The following is a 15,595-nucleotide window of genomic DNA, read 5'->3' as shown; positions in this document are numbered from 1 at the left end:
GGCCCCTCAGGGCCCGCCGAAGCCGCCGTTGAACTGCAGCTCGCTGAAGGTGTTGCTGGCCGGGTCGAACACCGCGCCCCAGAACTGCGTGCCGCCGTCACAGACGCGGATCGCTTCGCGTGCCGGATTGATGCCGCTGTCGTCGGGCAGGTGGAAGGCGTTGATGTAGATCAGCCGCTTGCCCGCGCTTTCGATGCCGACGTACTGGCGGTCGAAGTCCAGCACCTTCGGTACCTGTGCCTCCAGCGACGACAGCTGTGCTTCCAGCTGATCGATCTGCTGCCGGCTGGGTGCCCAGTAGCCGCTGACCCGTCCGGCCTCGCGGCCGGGGCTGGCGCGCGAGCAGGTGTCGAGCACCTGCGCGGCGATGATCGGGCGGGTGACCACCCAGGACTGGCCGGTACGCTCGGCGGTCGGTACGCTGGCCGGGCCGCGCGTGGTGGTGCAGGCGCCGAGCACGGCTGCGAGGGTGATCGCAGCCGTGGGCAGCAGCAGGCGGGTGCAGCGGTTCACAACACCTCCGAAGCGTAGTCGGCCAGGCGCGAGCGCTCGCCACGGCGCAGGGTGATGTGTGCGCTGTGCGGCCAGTTCTTGAAGCGATCCACCGCGTAGGTCAGGCCCGAGGTGGTCTCGGTCAGGTACGGGGTGTCGATCTGCTCGACGTTGCCCAGGCAGACGATCTTGGTGCCGGGGCCGGCACGGGTGATCAGCGTCTTCATCTGCTTCGGGGTGAGGTTCTGTGCTTCGTCCAGAATCAGGTAGCGCGACAGGAAGGTGCGGCCGCGCATGAAGTTCATCGAGCGGATCTTGATGCGGCTGGCCAGCAGGTCGTTGGTGGCCTGGCGGCCCCAGGTGCCGCCTTCCTGGTTGTGCGTGAGCACTTCCAGGTTGTCGGTCAACGCGCCCATCCACGGCGTCATCTTCTCTTCCTCGGTGCCGGGCAGGAAACCGATGTCCTCGCCGACGCTGACCGTGGCGCGGGTCATGATGATCTCGCGGTAGCGCTGCTGGTCCATCGTCTGCGCCAGGCCGGCAGCCAGCGCCAGCAGGGTCTTGCCGGTGCCGGCGGTGCCCAGCAGCGTGACGAAGTCGATCTCCGGGTCCATCAGTGCATTGAGCGCGAAGTTCTGCTCACGGTTGCGTGCGCTGATGCCCCATACGGCATGGCTGCCATGGCGGAAATCATCGACCAGCGACAGCACCACCTTGCCGTCGCCGACCACGCGGCTGACACGCAGTTCGACCTCGTCTTCGCCGGGCAGGTAGACGTACTGGTTCGGGTACCACTCCTCGCCATCCTGCGCGAGGATTTCGTAATGCGTGCGGCCCTTGTCGCTCCAGCTGCGCAGGTCGTCGCCGTGGCGCTTCCAGAAGTCTTCCGGCAGCTCGGTGGCGCCGGTGTAGAGCAGGCTGAAATCGTCCAGCGCACGGTCGTTCTCGTAGTCCTCGGACACGATGCCGGCGATGGCGGCCTTGATCCGCAGGTTGATGTCCTTGGAAACGAACACCACCGGCAGGTCCGGGGTTTCTTCCTTCAGCGCCAGGATCGCGCCGAGGATGGCATTGTCGGGAATGACCTTGCCAAAGCTCTTGCCCGCGTCGAAATGGCTGGTCTGGAAGCGCAGCTTGCCGGCGCTCTGCTTGCCGCGCAGCTGCAGGCCATTGGGGCGCTGCAGCGGAATGCCGTCGGCCAGGTTGTCCAGGCCGGATTCCTGCACCAGCTCATTGAGGAAGCGGCTCACCTGGCGGGCGTTGCGACTCGCCTCGGAGGTGCCCTTCTTGCCGTTGTCCAGCTCCTCGATCACCTGCATGGGCAGGTAGACGTCGTGCTCCTCGAATTTGAACAGCGCGGTGGGATCGTGCATCAGCACGTTGGTATCCAGCACGTAGATGCGCTTGCCTCGGGTCATCGTCGATTCCTGGTTACGGACAGGGAAAAACCACCACGACCTGCTGCGGGGCAGGGTGATGGCAGACACAGTAGGCAGTGGGACTCACTTGGACTGGGAGGCCTTCAGTTCGGCGAGAACGGCATCGGCATGGCCGGCAACCTTGACCTTGCGCCAGGACTGCACGATGCGGCTGTCGGGGGAAATCAGGAAGGTGCTGCGTTCGATGCCACGTACCTGCTTGCCGTACATGTTCTTCATCTTGATCACGTCGAAGGCGCTGCACAGCGCTTCGTCGCCGTCGCTGACCAGCGGGAAGTTGAAGCCCTGTTTGGCACAGAAATTGTCGTGCGACTTCACCGAGTCGCGCGAGACACCAAGTACCACCGCGCCTGCCTTCTTGAACTTCGGCAGCAGTGCGTTGAAGTCGATGCCTTCGGTGGTGCAGCCGGGGGTGCTGTCCTTGGGATAGAAGTACAGCACCAGCCAGTGGCCGGCGTAGTCGCCGAGAGTGGCCTGTTCGCCACCGGACAGCGCCAGCGGCAGGGAGAGGGTGGTGCTGTCCAGGGTATCGCCGTTGTTCATGAGGTCCTTCTGTCGAGCCTGGGTTCTTTCTACGACAATTGCATGAAACGCCACGCGCCCGTGAGAGGCGCGCGAAGAATCAGAATTTCATCGGATCCATGATCGCGTCCAGGTTCAGGTGGTCGCAGAATTCAAGGAAGTCGTCGCGCAGCGCGGCGATGTGCATGTTGGCCGGCACGCCGATGGTGACCTGCGCGCTGAACATCTCCGCACCGGTCTGCATGGCGCGGTAGCGCGTGCTCTGCAGGTTCTCGATGGTGATGCCCTGGCGGTCGAAGAAATCGGCCAGCTGGAACAGGATGCCCGGCTTGTCGGCGGCGATCACCTCGACGATGTACGGCAGCAGGTTGGACTGCGCCTGCTTGGCGGCGGTGCGGTACCAGACCAGCTTCAGGCCTTCCTCGCGCTCCAGCCGGGTCAGCATCGCCTCCAGCTTGGCCACCGAATCCCACGAGCCGGTGGCCAGGGCGGTGACCGAGACATCGCGGCCGACCGTGGCCAGGCGTGCGTCCACCAGATTGCAGCCGCTGTCGGCGATGCGGCGGGTGACGGACAGCAGGGGGGACTCCGGATGCGTCGTGTAGGCGTTGATCAGGAGGTGGTTTTCGCTCGGCGCGGGGCGCGGGGTGGTGTCGGTCAAGGCGATTCCGGGTAATGCATGCGTTAGTCTGAATGCCCGCCAGAGGCGGGGATCCACCGGTGTCCAGCATACTTGCCCGTGCTTTCGCGCCGCAAGTAACATTCAGGTCAGCCCCGGCCTTTCGTGGCGGGCGTTTTCCCTTCCCAGCCAAGAGCAGCACGTCCTTGTCCCTTTCCGGCCTCATCACCGCGCTGGCGACCCCGTTCCGGGCCGACGGCGCCCTAGATCCCGACGGTTGGCAGCGCCTGCTGCACCTGCAACTGGAAGGTGGCGTCCATGGCGTTGTCGTTGCCGGTTCGACCGGCGAAGCGGCCACCCTCACCGATGCCGAGTACGACCTGCTGCTGGCCAGCGCGGTCGAACGCATCGGCGGCCGCATCCCGGTCATGGCCGGCACCGGCCTGTCCGGTACCGCCAAAACCATTGAACAGACCCGCCGTGCGGCCGCGCTCGGCGCCAGCCACGCGCTGGTGGTCACCCCGCCGTACGTACGGCCGACCCAGGCCGGCCTGATCGCCCACTACCGCGCGGTCGCCGACCAGGGCGGGTTGCCGGTCGTGCTGTACAACGTGCCCGGCCGTACCGGTTGCGACATGCAGCCGGAGACCGTGGCCGAACTGGCCAGCCACCCCAACATCGTCGGCATCAAGGAGGCGGTGGGCGACACCGGCCGGGTGCAGGCGCTGCTCGCCCTGCGCAGCCCGCAGTTCGCCGTGCTCAGCGGCGACGACGGTACGGCGGCGCGCTCGATCCAGGCCGGTATCGATGGCCTGATCTCGGTCGGCTCCAACGTGCTGCCCGGCGCCTATCGCCGGATGTGCGAGCTGGCCGCCGCCCACGACCACGAAGCCACCGGGTCCTGGGATGCGCGCCTGCAGCCGTTCCATGACTTCTGCGGTGTTGAACCGAACCCGATTCCGGTCAAGGCGCTGCTGCGCCGCATCGGCATCGGTCACGACCTGCGCCTGCCGCTGCTGCCGCTGTCGGCGCCGCATCATCCGGCGGCCGATCACCTTGCCGGCGACATCGCCGCCCTCGAAGCCCTTTCCAGCCACTGACCTTCCGTCTTGGTCTGACCCAGGAGATTCACATGCGTCAATCCGTATCCACCGTCCGCGTGCTGTCCTACGCCCTGCTTGCGGTGGCCGTTGCCGCCGGCACCACCGGCTGCTTCAAGCGTGGCGTCAAGGGCGACTACGCCCTGGCCCCGGAAATGCGTCCGCTGGAAGTGCCGCCGGACCTGAACCTGCCCAACGCCACCAGTGACAACAAGGTGCCGACCCTTGCCTCGGCGACCAAGCCGGCGGCCCCGGTGGCTGCGGCCCCGGCCGTGGGCAACACCGGTTTCACCATCGCCGGCGGCAAGGACGAGGCTTTCGCCAAGGTCGGCACCGCGCTGGAAGGCGTGGAAGGCGTGACCATCGCCAGCCGCGCGCAGCTGCTGGGCTCGTACGACGTGGCCTACGAAGGCAGCAACTTCCTGGTCCGCGTGGTCGCCGTCGATGCCGGCGCCTATATCTCCGCGGTCGACCCGCGTGGCCTGCCGGCCACCGCCGAAGCACCGGTGAAGCTGATCGCCGCGCTGAAGGCGAAGCTGGCCCAGTAAGGGCCGGTCGCGTTGGTGCGGGCCCAGGTCCGCACCTGCCCGGGTAGAGGCCGACCCTGGTCGGCGCTTCTGTGCCAACCAAGGTTGGCACCTACCGGATCGCAAGGTTGGCACCTGCCGGACCGCAAGGTTGGCATGCCGGATCCTGCGGTTGGCGCCTACCGGAAAACAGAAAAGGGCGCCCGCGGGCGCCCTTTTCGTTGCCGCCGTGGGCGCTTCTCAGCGCTCCAGCAGCTTCAGCTTGTCCGGCTTGCCGTCCCATTCGCCGGCGTCGGCGGGCGGGTCCTTGCGCACGGTCAGCACCGGCCACTCTTTCGCCAGCTCGGCGTTGAGGGCGACGAAGCTCTCCTGGCCGGCAGGAACATCGTCCTCCGGGAAGATCGCGTTGACCGGGCATTCCGGTTCGCAGAGGGTGCAGTCGATGCACTCATCCGGGTCGATCACCAGGAAGTTCGGGCCTTCGTGGAAGCAATCCACGGGGCATACTTCCACGCAATCGGTGTGTTTGCACTTGATGCAGTTTTCGGTGACGACAAAGGGCATGGGCTGGGGGTGGATCGATTCCTGAACCCGCCAATTCTAGAACAGGTTGGCCCCCGGTGTCGGCGCGGGGCGGAAATCGGGCGTCTGGCAGGCGCGGCCGTGGTGGTCATTGGCGGTGGGGTGAGGCCTGTGCGACGCTGCGGGTCAGCCGGCTGCGTCGGATGGCCGGCCCCCTTCCCAGCAGGATCGCCCATGTCACCAGCCCAGCCCAACATCGCCTCCCATGGCGGTGAGAACACTGCATTCATCGTCCTGATCAGCTGCGTGGCCACGCTCGGTGGATTCCTGTTCGGCTTCGACAGTGGTGTCATCAATGGCACGGTCGATGGCCTGCGCCAGGCCTTCAACTCCAGTGAGGCGGCGCTCGGTTTCGAAGTCGCCTCGATGCTGCTGGGCTGCGCGATCGGTGCCTTCCTGGCCGGCTGGCTGGGTGATCGCCTGGGCCGTCGTGGCGTGCTGATCGCCTCGGCGCTGATGTTCCTGGTCTCGGCGCTGGGCGCCGGTGCCGCTCACGCTTCCTGGCTGTTCATCGCCGCACGCGTGCTCGGCGGCTTCGCGGTGGGCGCGGCCAGCGTGATGTCGCCGGCCTACATTGCCGAGGTGGCCTCGGCGCGCTATCGCGGGCGCTTGGCCACGGTGCAGCAGATGGCGATCATCTGCGGCCTGTTCGCGGCCTTCCTCAGCAATTACCTGCTGGCCCGTGCCGCTGGGGCGTCGACCGAGCCGCTATGGCTGGGCCATGAGGCCTGGCGCTGGATGTTCTGGATGCAGGCGTTGCCGTCCGGGCTGTTCCTGCTGTTGTTGCTGGTGATTCCGGAAAGCCCGCGCTTCCTGGTCCTGAAAGGGCGCCAGCAGCAGGCGAGGGCAGTACTGTCGCGGCTGTACGGCGAGGCCGCAGCAGCGGCCAAGCAGGCCGAGATCGAAGCCAGCCTGGCCCAGGACCAGCACAAGCCGCGCTTCAGTGACCTGCGCGACACGGTCAGCGGCAAGCTGCGGCCGATCCTCTGGGTGGGCATCGGCCTGGCCATGTTCCAGCAGCTGGTCGGCATCAACGTGGTGTTCTACTACGGCGCAGTGCTGTGGCAGGCGGTCGGCTTTTCGGAAAGCGACGCGCTGCTGATCAACGTGCTGTCCGGCGCGCTGAGCATCGGTGCCTGCCTGCTGACGGTGCTGCTGATTGACCGCATCGGGCGCAAGCCGCTGCTGTGGATCGGCTCGGTCGGCATGTCGGTGGCGCTGGTGCTGATGGTGGTCGCGTTCGCCAGTGGCAGCCTGGCCGACGGTCGCCTGCAGTTGTCCGACGGCATGGGCCGGCTGGCACTGGTCGCGGCCAACGTCTACGTGGTGTTCTTCAACATGTCCTGGGGACCGGTGATGTGGGTGATGCTGGGCGAGATGTTCCCCAACCAGATCCGCGGCCCGGCATTGGCCGTTGCCGGTGCCGCGCAGTGGACGTCGAATTTCGCGATCACCGTGACCTTCCCGATGCTGCTGGCCGGCATCGGCCTGGCCGGCGCCTACGGCATCTACGCCGTCGTAGCGATCCTCTCGGTTTTCTTCGTGGTCCGCTACGTAGGCGAGACCAAGGGCAAGGAGCTGGAGCAGATGGAAGGCTGACGGCGGGCCTGCCGCCTCTCGACACATTGCGGGTGGCGGACGCAGGTCTGCGCGTCGGGATTGAATTGGCTGCGGAGGAGCGAGGCTGTTCGTGCCGCCGTCGCGGAAACTGTCAGGAGGGGGCGGGCCACCCTGGCCTGGACCGTTGGCGCCATGGATGGCGCCATCGAGCACCATGGATGGGCTTTTGCGTGTCCAGGCCAGGGTGGCCCGCCCCCTCAAACGCAGGAAAAGGGAGGCGCCAAAGCGACCAACCCGACCGCAATCACTACAATCCTGGAAAACAGAAAAGCCCGCACAAGGCGGGCTTTTTCGGTTCCTGCTGCGGCGACTGGCGCTCCCTAGGGGACTCGAACCCCTGTTTTAGCCTTGAGAGGGCCACGTCCTAACCACTAGACGAAGGGAGCGTAACTGTGTCGCTGCCGAGGCAGGAGCGCTAGTATATGCACCTCGATGCCATTGGGCAATCCCGAAACTTCAACCGGAAGCGCCAACATCATTTCCCCTGCTACATCACCGTTCAGCCTGCGCGTCATCCCGCGCGACCAGCACACGATCTCCCGCAAGGACATCAGCCCGAACGCCCTGCGCGTGCTTTATCGCCTGCGCGATGCCGGCTTCGGCGCCTACCTTGTCGGCGGCGCGGTGCGCGACCTGCTGGTCAATGGCCAACCCAAGGATTTCGACGTGGCCACCGACGCCACGCCCGAACAGGTCAAGCAGCTGTTCCGCAACTGCCGCCTGATCGGCCGCCGGTTCCGCCTCGCCCACGTCGTGTTCGGCCGCGAGATCATCGAAGTCGCCACCTTCCGTGCCAACAGCGATGACGGCAGCGGCGACCGCGAGATGGAAAACGGCATGCTCGTGCGCGACAACGTGTACGGCACCATCGAAGACGACGCCGTCCGCCGCGACTTCACCTGCAACGCCCTGTACTACGCCATCGAGGACTTCTCGGTGCGCGATTACACCGGCGGCTTCGAAGACGTCCAGGCGCGCCTGATGAAGCTGATCGGCGACCCCGAGCAGCGTTATCGCGAAGATCCGGTGCGCATGCTGCGTGCGGTGCGCCTGGCGGCCAAGCTCGGCTTCCAGATCGAAGAGGGTACCGCCGCGCCGATCCCGCACCTGGCCGGCCTGCTCAACGAGGCCGCACCGGCGCGCCTGTTCGAGGAAGTGCTCAAGCTGTTCCTGTCCGGGCACGGCGTGGCCAGCTTCGAGGGCCTTGAGCGTTACGGCCTGTTCGACGTGCTGTTCCCGGAGAGCGCCAAGGCACTGAAGTCCAACCGCACCGGCGCACTGCGCCGCATGCTGGTCGAGGGCCTGGCCAACACCGATGCCCGCGTGGCCAACGACGAACCGGTTTCGCCCGCGTTCCTGTTCGCGCTGCTGCTGTGGCCGGCGTTCTGCCGCGCCCAGGCAACCCTGCTCAAGCAGGGCGTGGCGCCGGAAGAAGCGCAGCGCCGTGCCGCCGACCGCGTTACCGTGCAGCAGCTGAGCACCATCGCGCTGCCGCGCCGCTTCTCGCTGCCGATGCAGGAGATCTGGCTGCTGCAGTCGCGTTTCGGCTCACGCCAGCGCAAGCGCGTATTCCGCACCCTGACCCATCCGCGTTTCCGTGCCGCGTTCGACTTCCTCAGCCTGCGTCAGGTGGCCTCGGCAGAGCACGCCGCCGATGTCGAGTTCTGGCGCGAAGCACAGGCGCAGTCCGGCCGCGAGCTGGAATCGTCGCTGGACGTGATGCACAGCGAAGAGGGTGATGACGAGAGCGGGGCACCGCGCAAGCGCCGCCGTCGCCGCCGTCGTCCGGGCGCCCCGGTCGGTGCGGCTGGCGAGTAAACGATGACCCTTGCCTGGATCGGCCTCGGCGCCAACCTTGGCGACGCGGTCGCCACCGTCGGCGCGGCGATTGCCGCGCTCGACGAGCTGCCCGGTACCCGCCTGCGCCAGGCCTCGAGGCTGTACGCCACGCCGGCCTGGGGCAATGAAGACCAGCCACCGTTCGTCAATGCGGTGGCTGCAGTCGAAACGGATCTGCCAGCCGACGAACTGCTGCAGGCGATGCTGTCGCTGGAGCGGCACTTCGGCCGCGTGCGTGATCCGCAGGTGCACTGGGGGCCACGCGCGCTGGACCTGGACCTGCTGCTGTATGGTGCGCAGGTGCTCGATCAGCCCGGCCTGCAGGTACCGCATCCTTACCTGCACGAGCGTGCCTTCGTGTTGGTGCCGCTGGCCGAAATCGCGCCGGATCTGGCCATTCCCGGCCATGGCAGCGTGCGGGATGCAGTGATGCGGGTGGATGCCTGCCGGATTGCGCCGATAGGGTGATAATGCCCGGGTTATCTCCCCCGGTTATCAGCACATGAGCACCCACGCAGACAGCAAGCCCTGGACCGTTCCCGCCCTGGCCGAGGCCAAGCGCAATGGCCAGAAGCTGGTCATGTTGACCGCCTACGACGCCGGCTTCGCCCGCACTTTCGACGCCAATGGCGTTGACCTGATCCTGATCGGCGATTCGCTGGGCATGGTCGTGCAGGGCCATGATTCGACCCTGCCGGTGACCGTAGCCGACATGGTCTACCACACACGGGCCGTGGCCCGCGTGCTGCAGCGTGCGCTGCTGGTGGCCGACCTGCCGTTCGGCGCCGACGCCACTCCGGAGCGCGCGCTGGATGCTTCGCTGCAGCTGCTGCAGGCCGGTGCCGAGATGGTCAAGATCGAAGGTGCCGGCTTCAAGGTCGACATCATCCGTTACCTGGTCGAGCGCGAGATTCCGGTCTGCGCGCATCTGGGCCTGACCCCGCAGTCGGTGCTGCGCCTGGGCGGCTTCAAGATCCAGGGCCGCGGCGATGCCGCGCGCCAGCTGGTGGAAGATGCCAGGGCCGTGGCCGCTGCCGGCGCCAGTATCATGGTGCTCGAATGCGTGCCGACCCCGGTTGCCGCCGAAGTGACCGCTGCGGTGGAAGTGCCGACCATCGGCATCGGTGCCGGCCCGCAGTGCGACGGCCAGGTGCTGGTGTTGCACGATTTCCTTGGCCTGGACAGTGGCCATCGCCGTCCCAAGTTCGTCAAGGATTTCCTTGCCGAAGGCGGTTCGGTGGCCGGTGCCACCCGCGCCTATGCCGACGCCGTGCGCGACGGCAGCTTCCCCGACGAACAGCACGCCTACGCCCAATGATCCAGACCTTCAACGAGCTCGGCGCACTGCGCGAGCAGATCGCCCAGTGGAAGCGCGAGGGCCTGCGCGTGGCGCTGGTGCCGACCATGGGCAACCTGCACGGTGGCCACCATTCGCTGGTGACCCTGGCCCGCCAGTATGCCGACAAGGTGGTGGCGAGCATCTTCGTCAACCCGACCCAGTTCGGGCCGAATGAAGACTTCAGCCGCTACCCGCGCACGCCCGAGGCCGACGTGGCCGGGCTGGAGCAGGCCGGCTGCGATGCGGTGTGGCTGCCCAGTGTCGAGGCGATGTATCCGCTGGGCGTGGACAAGACCACGCAGATGCACGCGCCCGGCGTCAGTGAAGTGCTGGAAGGCGCCAGCCGACCGGGTCACTTCGATGGCGTCTGCACGGTGGTGGCGCGCCTGTTCCTGCAGGTGCAGCCGGAGGTGGCCGTGTTCGGCCGCAAGGACTACCAGCAGCTGGCGGTGATCCGGCAGATGGTGGCTGAGCTGTCGTTCCCGATCCAGATCGTCGGTGCGGAGATCGTGCGCGACGAGGATGGCCTGGCCAAGAGTTCGCGCAACCAGTACCTGAGCGCCGAACAGCGCCCGGTCGCGACCACCATCCACCGCACCCTGCTGGGCATGCGCGAAGGCTACGTGGCCGGGCAGGCACGTGATCGCATCGAGGCCGACGCCACGGCGGCATTGCAGGCGGCCGGTTTCCAGGTCGACTATGCGGTGCTGCGCACCCCGGAGCTGGCCGAGCCGACCTTCGATGGCGGTGGCCGCGTAGCGCTGATCGCCGCACGCCTGGGCACCACCCGCCTGATCGACAACCTGGAGTTCTGAGCCGCATGCGGCTCCGGGGCGCCCGCAACCGGCGCCTCTCCACTTCCCAGGGACGGGAGACGGGAAATGAAGACCCCCAGCACTGATACCGGCCGTCTTTTCCAGGCCTCGATCCTGGCGGTGCTGGCGGCTGGCATGCTGCCGGCCCAGCTGTTTGGCGGCCTGTTGTTCGCGCTCGAATTCAGGCGTACGCCGATGCCTGCGCTCACGGGTGGTGGGCTGATGTTCGTGCTGGCCGCCTGCAATGCCATCGCGGTGTTGCTGCCGATGGCGCTGATCCTGCAGTCTCAGCAGCGCCTGCGCCGGGCCGGATTCGTGCTGGTCGGCTTCGCACTGGGCGCGCTGGCCATGGCGACCTGCACCTGGCCGGGCGCGGACAATGGTCCGCTGCTGCAGCGCCTGCGCTATGTCGACACCTTCGACGTGATCAGCTACGCCTTGCAGGTGCTGGCTGCGGGCGGCTTCGGGCTGGTCGCCGGGCTGGCCTTCCATACGGTGTTCCGGCTATCCCTGGAGGGCAGTTCCGGGCATGCCGCGGCGTCGCCGCCGGGGGAGGGCGCCTGAACGGCCTTCAGCGTCCTGCTGCAGCCCCCTGACGACGGCCAAGCGGGTGCTAGAATCCGCTCTTTCCTTTGCCGTTGCAGCGCCCCCATGCACCTGTCCCTGCTCAAGACCAAGATCCACCGCGCCACCGTCACCCATTCCGAGCTGAACTACGAAGGCTCGATCGCCATCGATGACAACCTGCTGGCTGCCACCGGCATCCGCGAGTTCGAGCAGGTGCACATCTGGGACGTGACCAACGGTGCGCGCTTCTCGACCTATGCGATCCGCGCCGAAGCCGGCAGCGGCGTTGTCTCGCTCAACGGTGGCGCCGCGCGCCACGTGCAGGTCGGTGACATCATCATCATCGCCGCGTTCGCCAGCATGACCGAGCAGGAAGCGGACAGCTTCAAGCCGAAGCTAGTGTACGTTGATGGCAAGAACCAGATCACCCACACCAACGACACGATCCCGACCCAGGCCGCATGACAACGAACAACGGATTCGACTCGCTGCACTCCCACGCCCAGCGCCTGAAGGGCGCAAGCATTCCCAGCCTGCTCGCCGCCGAACCCGGCCGCGTGCAGGATCTGGCACTGCGGGTCGGTCCGTTGTACGTCAACTTCGCGCGGCAGAAATACGATGCCGCGGCGCTGCAGGCGTTGCTGGCGCTGGCTGCCGAGCGTGATGTCGGTGGCGCCATCGCCCGCCTGTTCCGTGGCGAGCAGGTCAACCTGACCGAAGGCCGCGCCGCGCTGCATACCGCGCTGCGTGGCGATGTGGTCGATGCGCCGGTGGCGGCCGAGGCCTATGCCACCGCGCGCGACATCCGCCAGCGCATGGGCGTGCTGGTGCGCACGCTGGAAGACAGTGGCGTGACCGATGTGGTCAGTGTCGGCATCGGTGGTTCCGACCTTGGCCCGCGCCTGGTCGCCGACGCGCTGCGCCCGGTCACCGGTGCGCGCCTGCGCGTGCATTTCGTCTCGAACGTGGACGGCGCGGCCATGCAGCGTACGCTGGCCACGCTGGATCCGGCGAAGACCGCCGGCATCCTGATCTCCAAGACCTTCGGCACGCAGGAAACCCTGCTCAACGGCCAGATCCTGCACGACTGGCTGGGTGGCAGCGAGCGCCTGTATGCGGTCAGCGCCAACCCGGAACGCGCCGCCAAGGCCTTCGCGATCGCCGCCGATCGCGTGCTGCCGATGTGGGACTGGGTGGGTGGCCGTTATTCGCTGTGGTCGGCCGTTGGTTTCCCGATCGCGCTGGCGATCGGTTTCGAGCGTTTCGAACAGCTGCTGGACGGTGCCGCGCAGATGGATGCGCATGCGCTGGATGCACCGCTGGAGCGCAACCTGCCGGTGCTGCACGGTCTGACCGACATCTGGAACCGCAACCTGCTGGGCCACGCCACGCACGCGGTGATGACCTACGACCAGCGCCTGGCGCTGCTGCCGGCCTACCTGCAGCAGCTGGTGATGGAAAGCCTGGGCAAGCGCGTGCAGCGTGACGGCCAGCCGGTCACCACCGACACCGTGCCGGTATGGTGGGGCGGCGCGGGCACCGATGTGCAGCACAGCTTCTTCCAGGCACTGCACCAGGGCACCAGCATCGTTCCGGCCGACTTCATCGGCTGCGTGCACAACGACGATCCCTACACGATCAATCATCAGGCCCTGCTGGCCAATCTGCTGGCGCAGACCGAAGCGCTGGCCAATGGTCAGAGCAGCGACGACCCGCACCGTGATTACCCGGGCGGCCGCCCGAGCACGCTGATCCTGCTCGACGCGCTGACCCCGCAGGCGCTGGGCGCACTGATCGCCATGTACGAACACGCCGTGTACGTGCAGTCGGTGATCTGGAACATCAATGCCTTCGACCAGTTCGGTGTCGAGCTTGGCAAGCAGCTGGCCAGTGGCCTGCTGCCGGCACTGCAGGGTGAGGATGTGGCGATTGCCGATCCGATGACCCGCGAGATCCTGGCGCAGCTGAAGGGCTGAGGTTCTGGTAGTGCCGGCCGCTGGCCGGCATTCCGGCGATGCGCCCACCGTTCATGAGGTTGCCGGCCAGCGGCCGGCACTACCGGTGGACGGGGTGGCGTCTCACCGGCTCGGATCGCGTTCCGGGCTCGGCCGCTTTGCCAGCTTGCGCTGCAGCGAACGCCGGTGCATGCCGAGCAGGCGCGCTGCCGCGGACACGTTACCGCCGGTCTCGTGCATCGCCTGCTGGATGTGTTCCCACTGCAGGCGGCTGATCGGCGTCATCGCGTCCGGCACTTCCATTTCGCCATCGTCGGCCGGGCCGTCGTCTTCCTCGCCGAGGGCGCGCAGGATCATCGGCACCGTGGCCGGCTTCGGCAGGTAGTCGTCGGCGCCGAGCTTGATCGCCTCCACGGCGGTGGCGATGCTGGCGTAGCCTGTCACCAGCAGGATCCGCATGTCCGCGCGCAGTGCGCGCAGCGGCTGGATCAGGGCCAGGCCGGAATCGCTGCCCAGCTTCAGGTCGATCAGCGCGAACGCCGGCGGGTGCTGGCGGGCCAGAGCCAGTGCACTGGCGGCGTCCTGCGCGGTCTGCGTTTCCAGCCCCTTGCGGGCCAGGCTGCGCTGCAGGGTACGCAGGTACAGCTCGTCGTCGTCGACCAGCAGGCCCAGGGTGGAGTGGTGAAGGCTCATGGGGTGTCCTCGCGTGGGGCCAGCGGCAGGCGGAAGCCGACGCGGCTGCCGGCCCCCTGGGCCGGGCGCATCCACATCTCGCCGTCGAGGCGTTCGATGGTGGCATGGGACAGGGCCAGGCCGACACCCATGCCCTCGCTTTTGCTGCTGCCGAACAGCTTGCCCGGCAGCACCGCGGCACGGGCGTCGAAGCCGTGGCCGTAATCGCGGACTTCGCCGATCAGGTCGTCGCCTTCGATGCGCAGGTCCAGGTCCACGCGTGGCCGGCCGGCCTGTTCGCCGGCATCGGCGGCATTGTTGAGCAGGACCATCAGCAGATGGCCCACGCCCGGGGCCAGTGGCAGCCGCAGCGGCGCATCGTCGTTGCGGTGCAGGTCGATGGTCGGCCGCACCAGGCGCCACTGTTCCAGTACCTGCTGGGCACTGGAGTGGCTGCGCCCCGGCGCATCGGCCGAGGCTGGCGCGGCCAGCGCCAGCACGCGCTCGCGGCACTGCACCAGCAGCTCGCGCAGGGTTTCCATGTCTTCGCGTACTTCGGGCTCTTCGCTGCGCTCGGCGACGTCATCGGCGAGCAGGGTCATGGTCGCCAGCGGCGTGTTCAGTTCATGTGCCACCGAGGCGGCATGGGTGGCCAGGGCGACGATGCCCTCGTTGCGGGCGAAGCGTTCGCGCAGGGCCGACAGTTCCAGTTCGCGCTGGCGCAGCGCCAGCGCCAGGCGGGTGGAGAAGGTCAGCACGACCGCCGCGGAAATCAGGAAATTGGCGACCACGCCCCAGCGGTTGAGGTCTTGCGCGCGGAAATAGCCATCCGGCAGCGACTGGCCGAAGATGCCGCTGGCGGCGTAGCCGAGCAGGCAGGCCAGCGCGACCGCCAGCGCCCAGCGCAGGGGCAGGGCGAACGCGGCCAGTGCGATCAGGATCAGGAACAGTGAACTGAACGGATTGGCCATGCCGCCACTCCAGCCCACCATCCAGGTCAGGATGATCACGTCCACCAGGATGTGGCCGAATGCGGTCAGTGGCGCGGTGTCGGCCGCCTCCGGGCGCAGCTGGGTGTAGATGTTGAACAGGGTCAGCACGGCCACGCCCGCCCACAACGGCAGCTGCGGCAACGGCAGGCCCAGCACCCAGGTGGCAACCAGGATGGTGGCGGCCTGGCCGCCTACGGCAAGCCAGCGCAGGCTGCACAGGGTTCGGAGAAACGGGGCGTCGGGACCGGTCATTCACGCTCATCGTATGCGTTCAGGCGTGACCGCGCCTGCGACAATCGGCCGCAGCTGTGCCGCCGGCTGAATGCGAGTCACCCGGAATGCGGGGGCGGGGGGTGAAATCGCCCACGCCACGCCCTGTCCCTTATACACATCCCCGGGCCCCCCCCTCCTCCCCCTAACCCGCTTTCCGCCATCGGCTTTAGAAAAAAAAACAAGGACGACTAGAAGAATCTACCACCGGATCAATAACAAAAACAAAGGAGTTAAAAGGGGGA

General features: G+C 67.2%; 17 protein-coding genes and 1 tRNA gene. 10 read left to right on the top strand and 8 right to left on the bottom strand.

The genetic code is table 11. The features are described from left to right. Positions 1–6 precede the first annotated feature (6 nt). From EKL94_RS11585 to EKL94_RS11570, 4 genes are all read right to left on the bottom strand, one after another. A complete protein-coding gene (locus EKL94_RS11585; RefSeq protein ID WP_054171459.1) occupies positions 7–513 on the bottom strand; it encodes a hypothetical protein in 507 nt (168 codons plus the stop codon). Beyond that, the gene (locus tag EKL94_RS11580) at positions 510–1,910 is read right to left on the bottom strand and encodes a PhoH family protein (RefSeq protein ID WP_010484287.1); all 1,401 of its coding nucleotides are present in this window, start codon (positions 1,908–1,910) and stop codon (positions 510–512) included. Before EKL94_RS11580 ends, EKL94_RS11585 begins: the two co-directional genes overlap by 4 nt. 84 nt (positions 1,911–1,994) lie before the next feature. Further along, entirely contained in the window at positions 1,995–2,474 is a 480-nt protein-coding gene (locus tag EKL94_RS11575) for a peroxiredoxin (protein ID WP_049445310.1), read from the bottom strand. 79 nt (positions 2,475–2,553) lie between these two features. Next, positions 2,554–3,114, bottom strand: coding sequence for a glycine cleavage system transcriptional repressor (locus EKL94_RS11570; protein ID WP_005409051.1), 561 nt, complete (start codon positions 3,112–3,114; stop codon positions 2,554–2,556). 164 nt (positions 3,115–3,278) lie between these two features. On the opposite strand from EKL94_RS11570, the gene dapA reads away from it, so the two are divergent. Together dapA and EKL94_RS11560 are read left to right on the top strand one after the other, a co-directional pair. After that, entirely contained in the window at positions 3,279–4,172 is an 894-nt protein-coding gene (dapA, locus tag EKL94_RS11565) for a 4-hydroxy-tetrahydrodipicolinate synthase (protein ID WP_126929215.1), read from the top strand. Between the two features lie 32 nt (positions 4,173–4,204). Further along, the gene (locus EKL94_RS11560; RefSeq protein WP_006432432.1) at positions 4,205–4,720 is read left to right on the top strand and encodes a hypothetical protein; all 516 of its coding nucleotides are present in this window, start codon (positions 4,205–4,207) and stop codon (positions 4,718–4,720) included. 219 nt (positions 4,721–4,939) lie between these two features. Here EKL94_RS11560 and fdxA read toward each other — a convergent pair whose 3' ends face one another. Then, on the bottom strand, positions 4,940–5,263 hold the full coding sequence (fdxA, locus tag EKL94_RS11555; RefSeq protein ID WP_004153066.1) for a ferredoxin FdxA: 324 nt from the start codon (positions 5,261–5,263) through the stop codon (positions 4,940–4,942). Positions 5,264–5,455: 192 nt separating this feature from the next. Between fdxA and EKL94_RS11550 the strand changes: the two genes are divergently transcribed. Continuing rightward, on the top strand, positions 5,456–6,880 hold the full coding sequence (locus tag EKL94_RS11550; RefSeq protein ID WP_126929214.1) for a sugar porter family MFS transporter: 1,425 nt from the start codon (positions 5,456–5,458) through the stop codon (positions 6,878–6,880). A gap of 332 nt (positions 6,881–7,212) precedes the next feature. Here the strand turns inward: EKL94_RS11550 and EKL94_RS11545 are convergent. After that, positions 7,213–7,287 (bottom strand) — tRNA-Glu (locus EKL94_RS11545). A 52-nt stretch (positions 7,288–7,339) separates the two neighbouring features. On the opposite strand from EKL94_RS11545, the gene pcnB reads away from it, so the two are divergent. The 7 genes from pcnB (at position 7,340) to pgi (ending at position 13,437) form a co-directional block, all read left to right on the top strand. Next, complete coding sequence (gene pcnB / locus EKL94_RS11540; RefSeq protein WP_126929240.1) at positions 7,340–8,719, top strand: polynucleotide adenylyltransferase PcnB; 1,380 nt, start codon at positions 7,340–7,342, stop codon at positions 8,717–8,719. Between the two features lie 3 nt (positions 8,720–8,722). Continuing rightward, positions 8,723–9,208, top strand: a complete 486-nt coding sequence (gene folK / locus EKL94_RS11535; RefSeq protein WP_126929213.1) for a 2-amino-4-hydroxy-6-hydroxymethyldihydropteridine diphosphokinase — start codon at positions 8,723–8,725, stop codon at positions 9,206–9,208. A 34-nt stretch (positions 9,209–9,242) separates the two neighbouring features. Further along, on the top strand, positions 9,243–10,058 hold the full coding sequence (panB, locus tag EKL94_RS11530) for a 3-methyl-2-oxobutanoate hydroxymethyltransferase (protein WP_033833063.1): 816 nt from the start codon (positions 9,243–9,245) through the stop codon (positions 10,056–10,058). Continuing rightward, positions 10,055–10,894 carry a pantoate--beta-alanine ligase gene (panC, locus tag EKL94_RS11525; RefSeq protein WP_126929212.1) on the top strand — a complete coding sequence of 280 codons (840 nt, stop codon included), beginning with the start codon at positions 10,055–10,057 and terminating at the stop codon, positions 10,892–10,894. Before panB ends, panC begins: the two co-directional genes overlap by 4 nt. 66 nt (positions 10,895–10,960) lie before the next feature. Further along, on the top strand, positions 10,961–11,458 hold the full coding sequence (locus tag EKL94_RS11520; protein WP_126929211.1) for a hypothetical protein: 498 nt from the start codon (positions 10,961–10,963) through the stop codon (positions 11,456–11,458). 87 nt (positions 11,459–11,545) lie between these two features. Beyond that, the gene (gene panD / locus EKL94_RS11515) at positions 11,546–11,926 is read left to right on the top strand and encodes an aspartate 1-decarboxylase (protein ID WP_005409061.1); all 381 of its coding nucleotides are present in this window, start codon (positions 11,546–11,548) and stop codon (positions 11,924–11,926) included. Continuing rightward, entirely contained in the window at positions 11,923–13,437 is a 1,515-nt protein-coding gene (gene pgi, locus EKL94_RS11510) for a glucose-6-phosphate isomerase (protein ID WP_126929210.1), read from the top strand. The genes panD and pgi overlap by 4 nt, the downstream gene beginning before the upstream one ends. 102 nt (positions 13,438–13,539) lie before the next feature. On the opposite strand, the gene EKL94_RS11505 is transcribed toward pgi, so the two are convergent. Beyond that, positions 13,540–14,109 (bottom strand): response regulator transcription factor, encoded by a 570-nt coding sequence (locus EKL94_RS11505; protein WP_012510702.1) that lies wholly within the window; start codon positions 14,107–14,109, stop codon positions 13,540–13,542. After that, positions 14,106–15,332, bottom strand: coding sequence for an ATP-binding protein (locus EKL94_RS11500; RefSeq protein ID WP_126929209.1), 1,227 nt, complete (start codon positions 15,330–15,332; stop codon positions 14,106–14,108). Before EKL94_RS11500 ends, EKL94_RS11505 begins: the two co-directional genes overlap by 4 nt. Positions 15,333–15,595: the final 263 nt, after the last annotated feature.

The sequence above is a fragment of the Stenotrophomonas maltophilia genome (genome assembly GCF_003970865.1).
GTDB classification, from domain to species: Bacteria; Pseudomonadota; Gammaproteobacteria; order Xanthomonadales; family Xanthomonadaceae; genus Stenotrophomonas; species Stenotrophomonas maltophilia_AR.
This window is presented reverse-complemented; position numbering and strand designations above follow the sequence as displayed.

Bases quoted from the DNA above. Each gene is read 5' to 3' on its own strand.
- panC (WP_126929212.1), top strand. From the start codon at position 10,055: ATGATCCAGACCTTCAACGAGCTCGGCGCACTGCGCGAGCAGATCGCC.
- panD (WP_005409061.1), top strand. From the start codon at position 11,546: ATGCACCTGTCCCTGCTCAAGACCAAGATCCACCGCGCCACCGTCACC.
- EKL94_RS11505 (WP_012510702.1), bottom strand. From the start codon at position 14,109: ATGAGCCTTCACCACTCCACCCTGGGCCTGCTGGTCGACGACGACGAG.
- EKL94_RS11575 (WP_049445310.1), bottom strand. From the start codon at position 2,474: ATGAACAACGGCGATACCCTGGACAGCACCACCCTCTCCCTGCCGCTG.
- EKL94_RS11580 (WP_010484287.1), bottom strand. From the start codon at position 1,910: ATGACCCGAGGCAAGCGCATCTACGTGCTGGATACCAACGTGCTGATG.
- EKL94_RS11520 (WP_126929211.1), top strand. From the start codon at position 10,961: ATGAAGACCCCCAGCACTGATACCGGCCGTCTTTTCCAGGCCTCGATC.
- panB (WP_033833063.1), top strand. From the start codon at position 9,243: ATGAGCACCCACGCAGACAGCAAGCCCTGGACCGTTCCCGCCCTGGCC.
- EKL94_RS11560 (WP_006432432.1), top strand. From the start codon at position 4,205: ATGCGTCAATCCGTATCCACCGTCCGCGTGCTGTCCTACGCCCTGCTT.
- folK (WP_126929213.1), top strand. From the start codon at position 8,723: ATGACCCTTGCCTGGATCGGCCTCGGCGCCAACCTTGGCGACGCGGTC.
- fdxA (WP_004153066.1), bottom strand. From the start codon at position 5,263: ATGCCCTTTGTCGTCACCGAAAACTGCATCAAGTGCAAACACACCGAT.
- pgi (WP_126929210.1), top strand. From the start codon at position 11,923: ATGACAACGAACAACGGATTCGACTCGCTGCACTCCCACGCCCAGCGC.
- EKL94_RS11500 (WP_126929209.1), bottom strand. From the start codon at position 15,332: ATGACCGGTCCCGACGCCCCGTTTCTCCGAACCCTGTGCAGCCTGCGC.
- EKL94_RS11550 (WP_126929214.1), top strand. From the start codon at position 5,456: ATGTCACCAGCCCAGCCCAACATCGCCTCCCATGGCGGTGAGAACACT.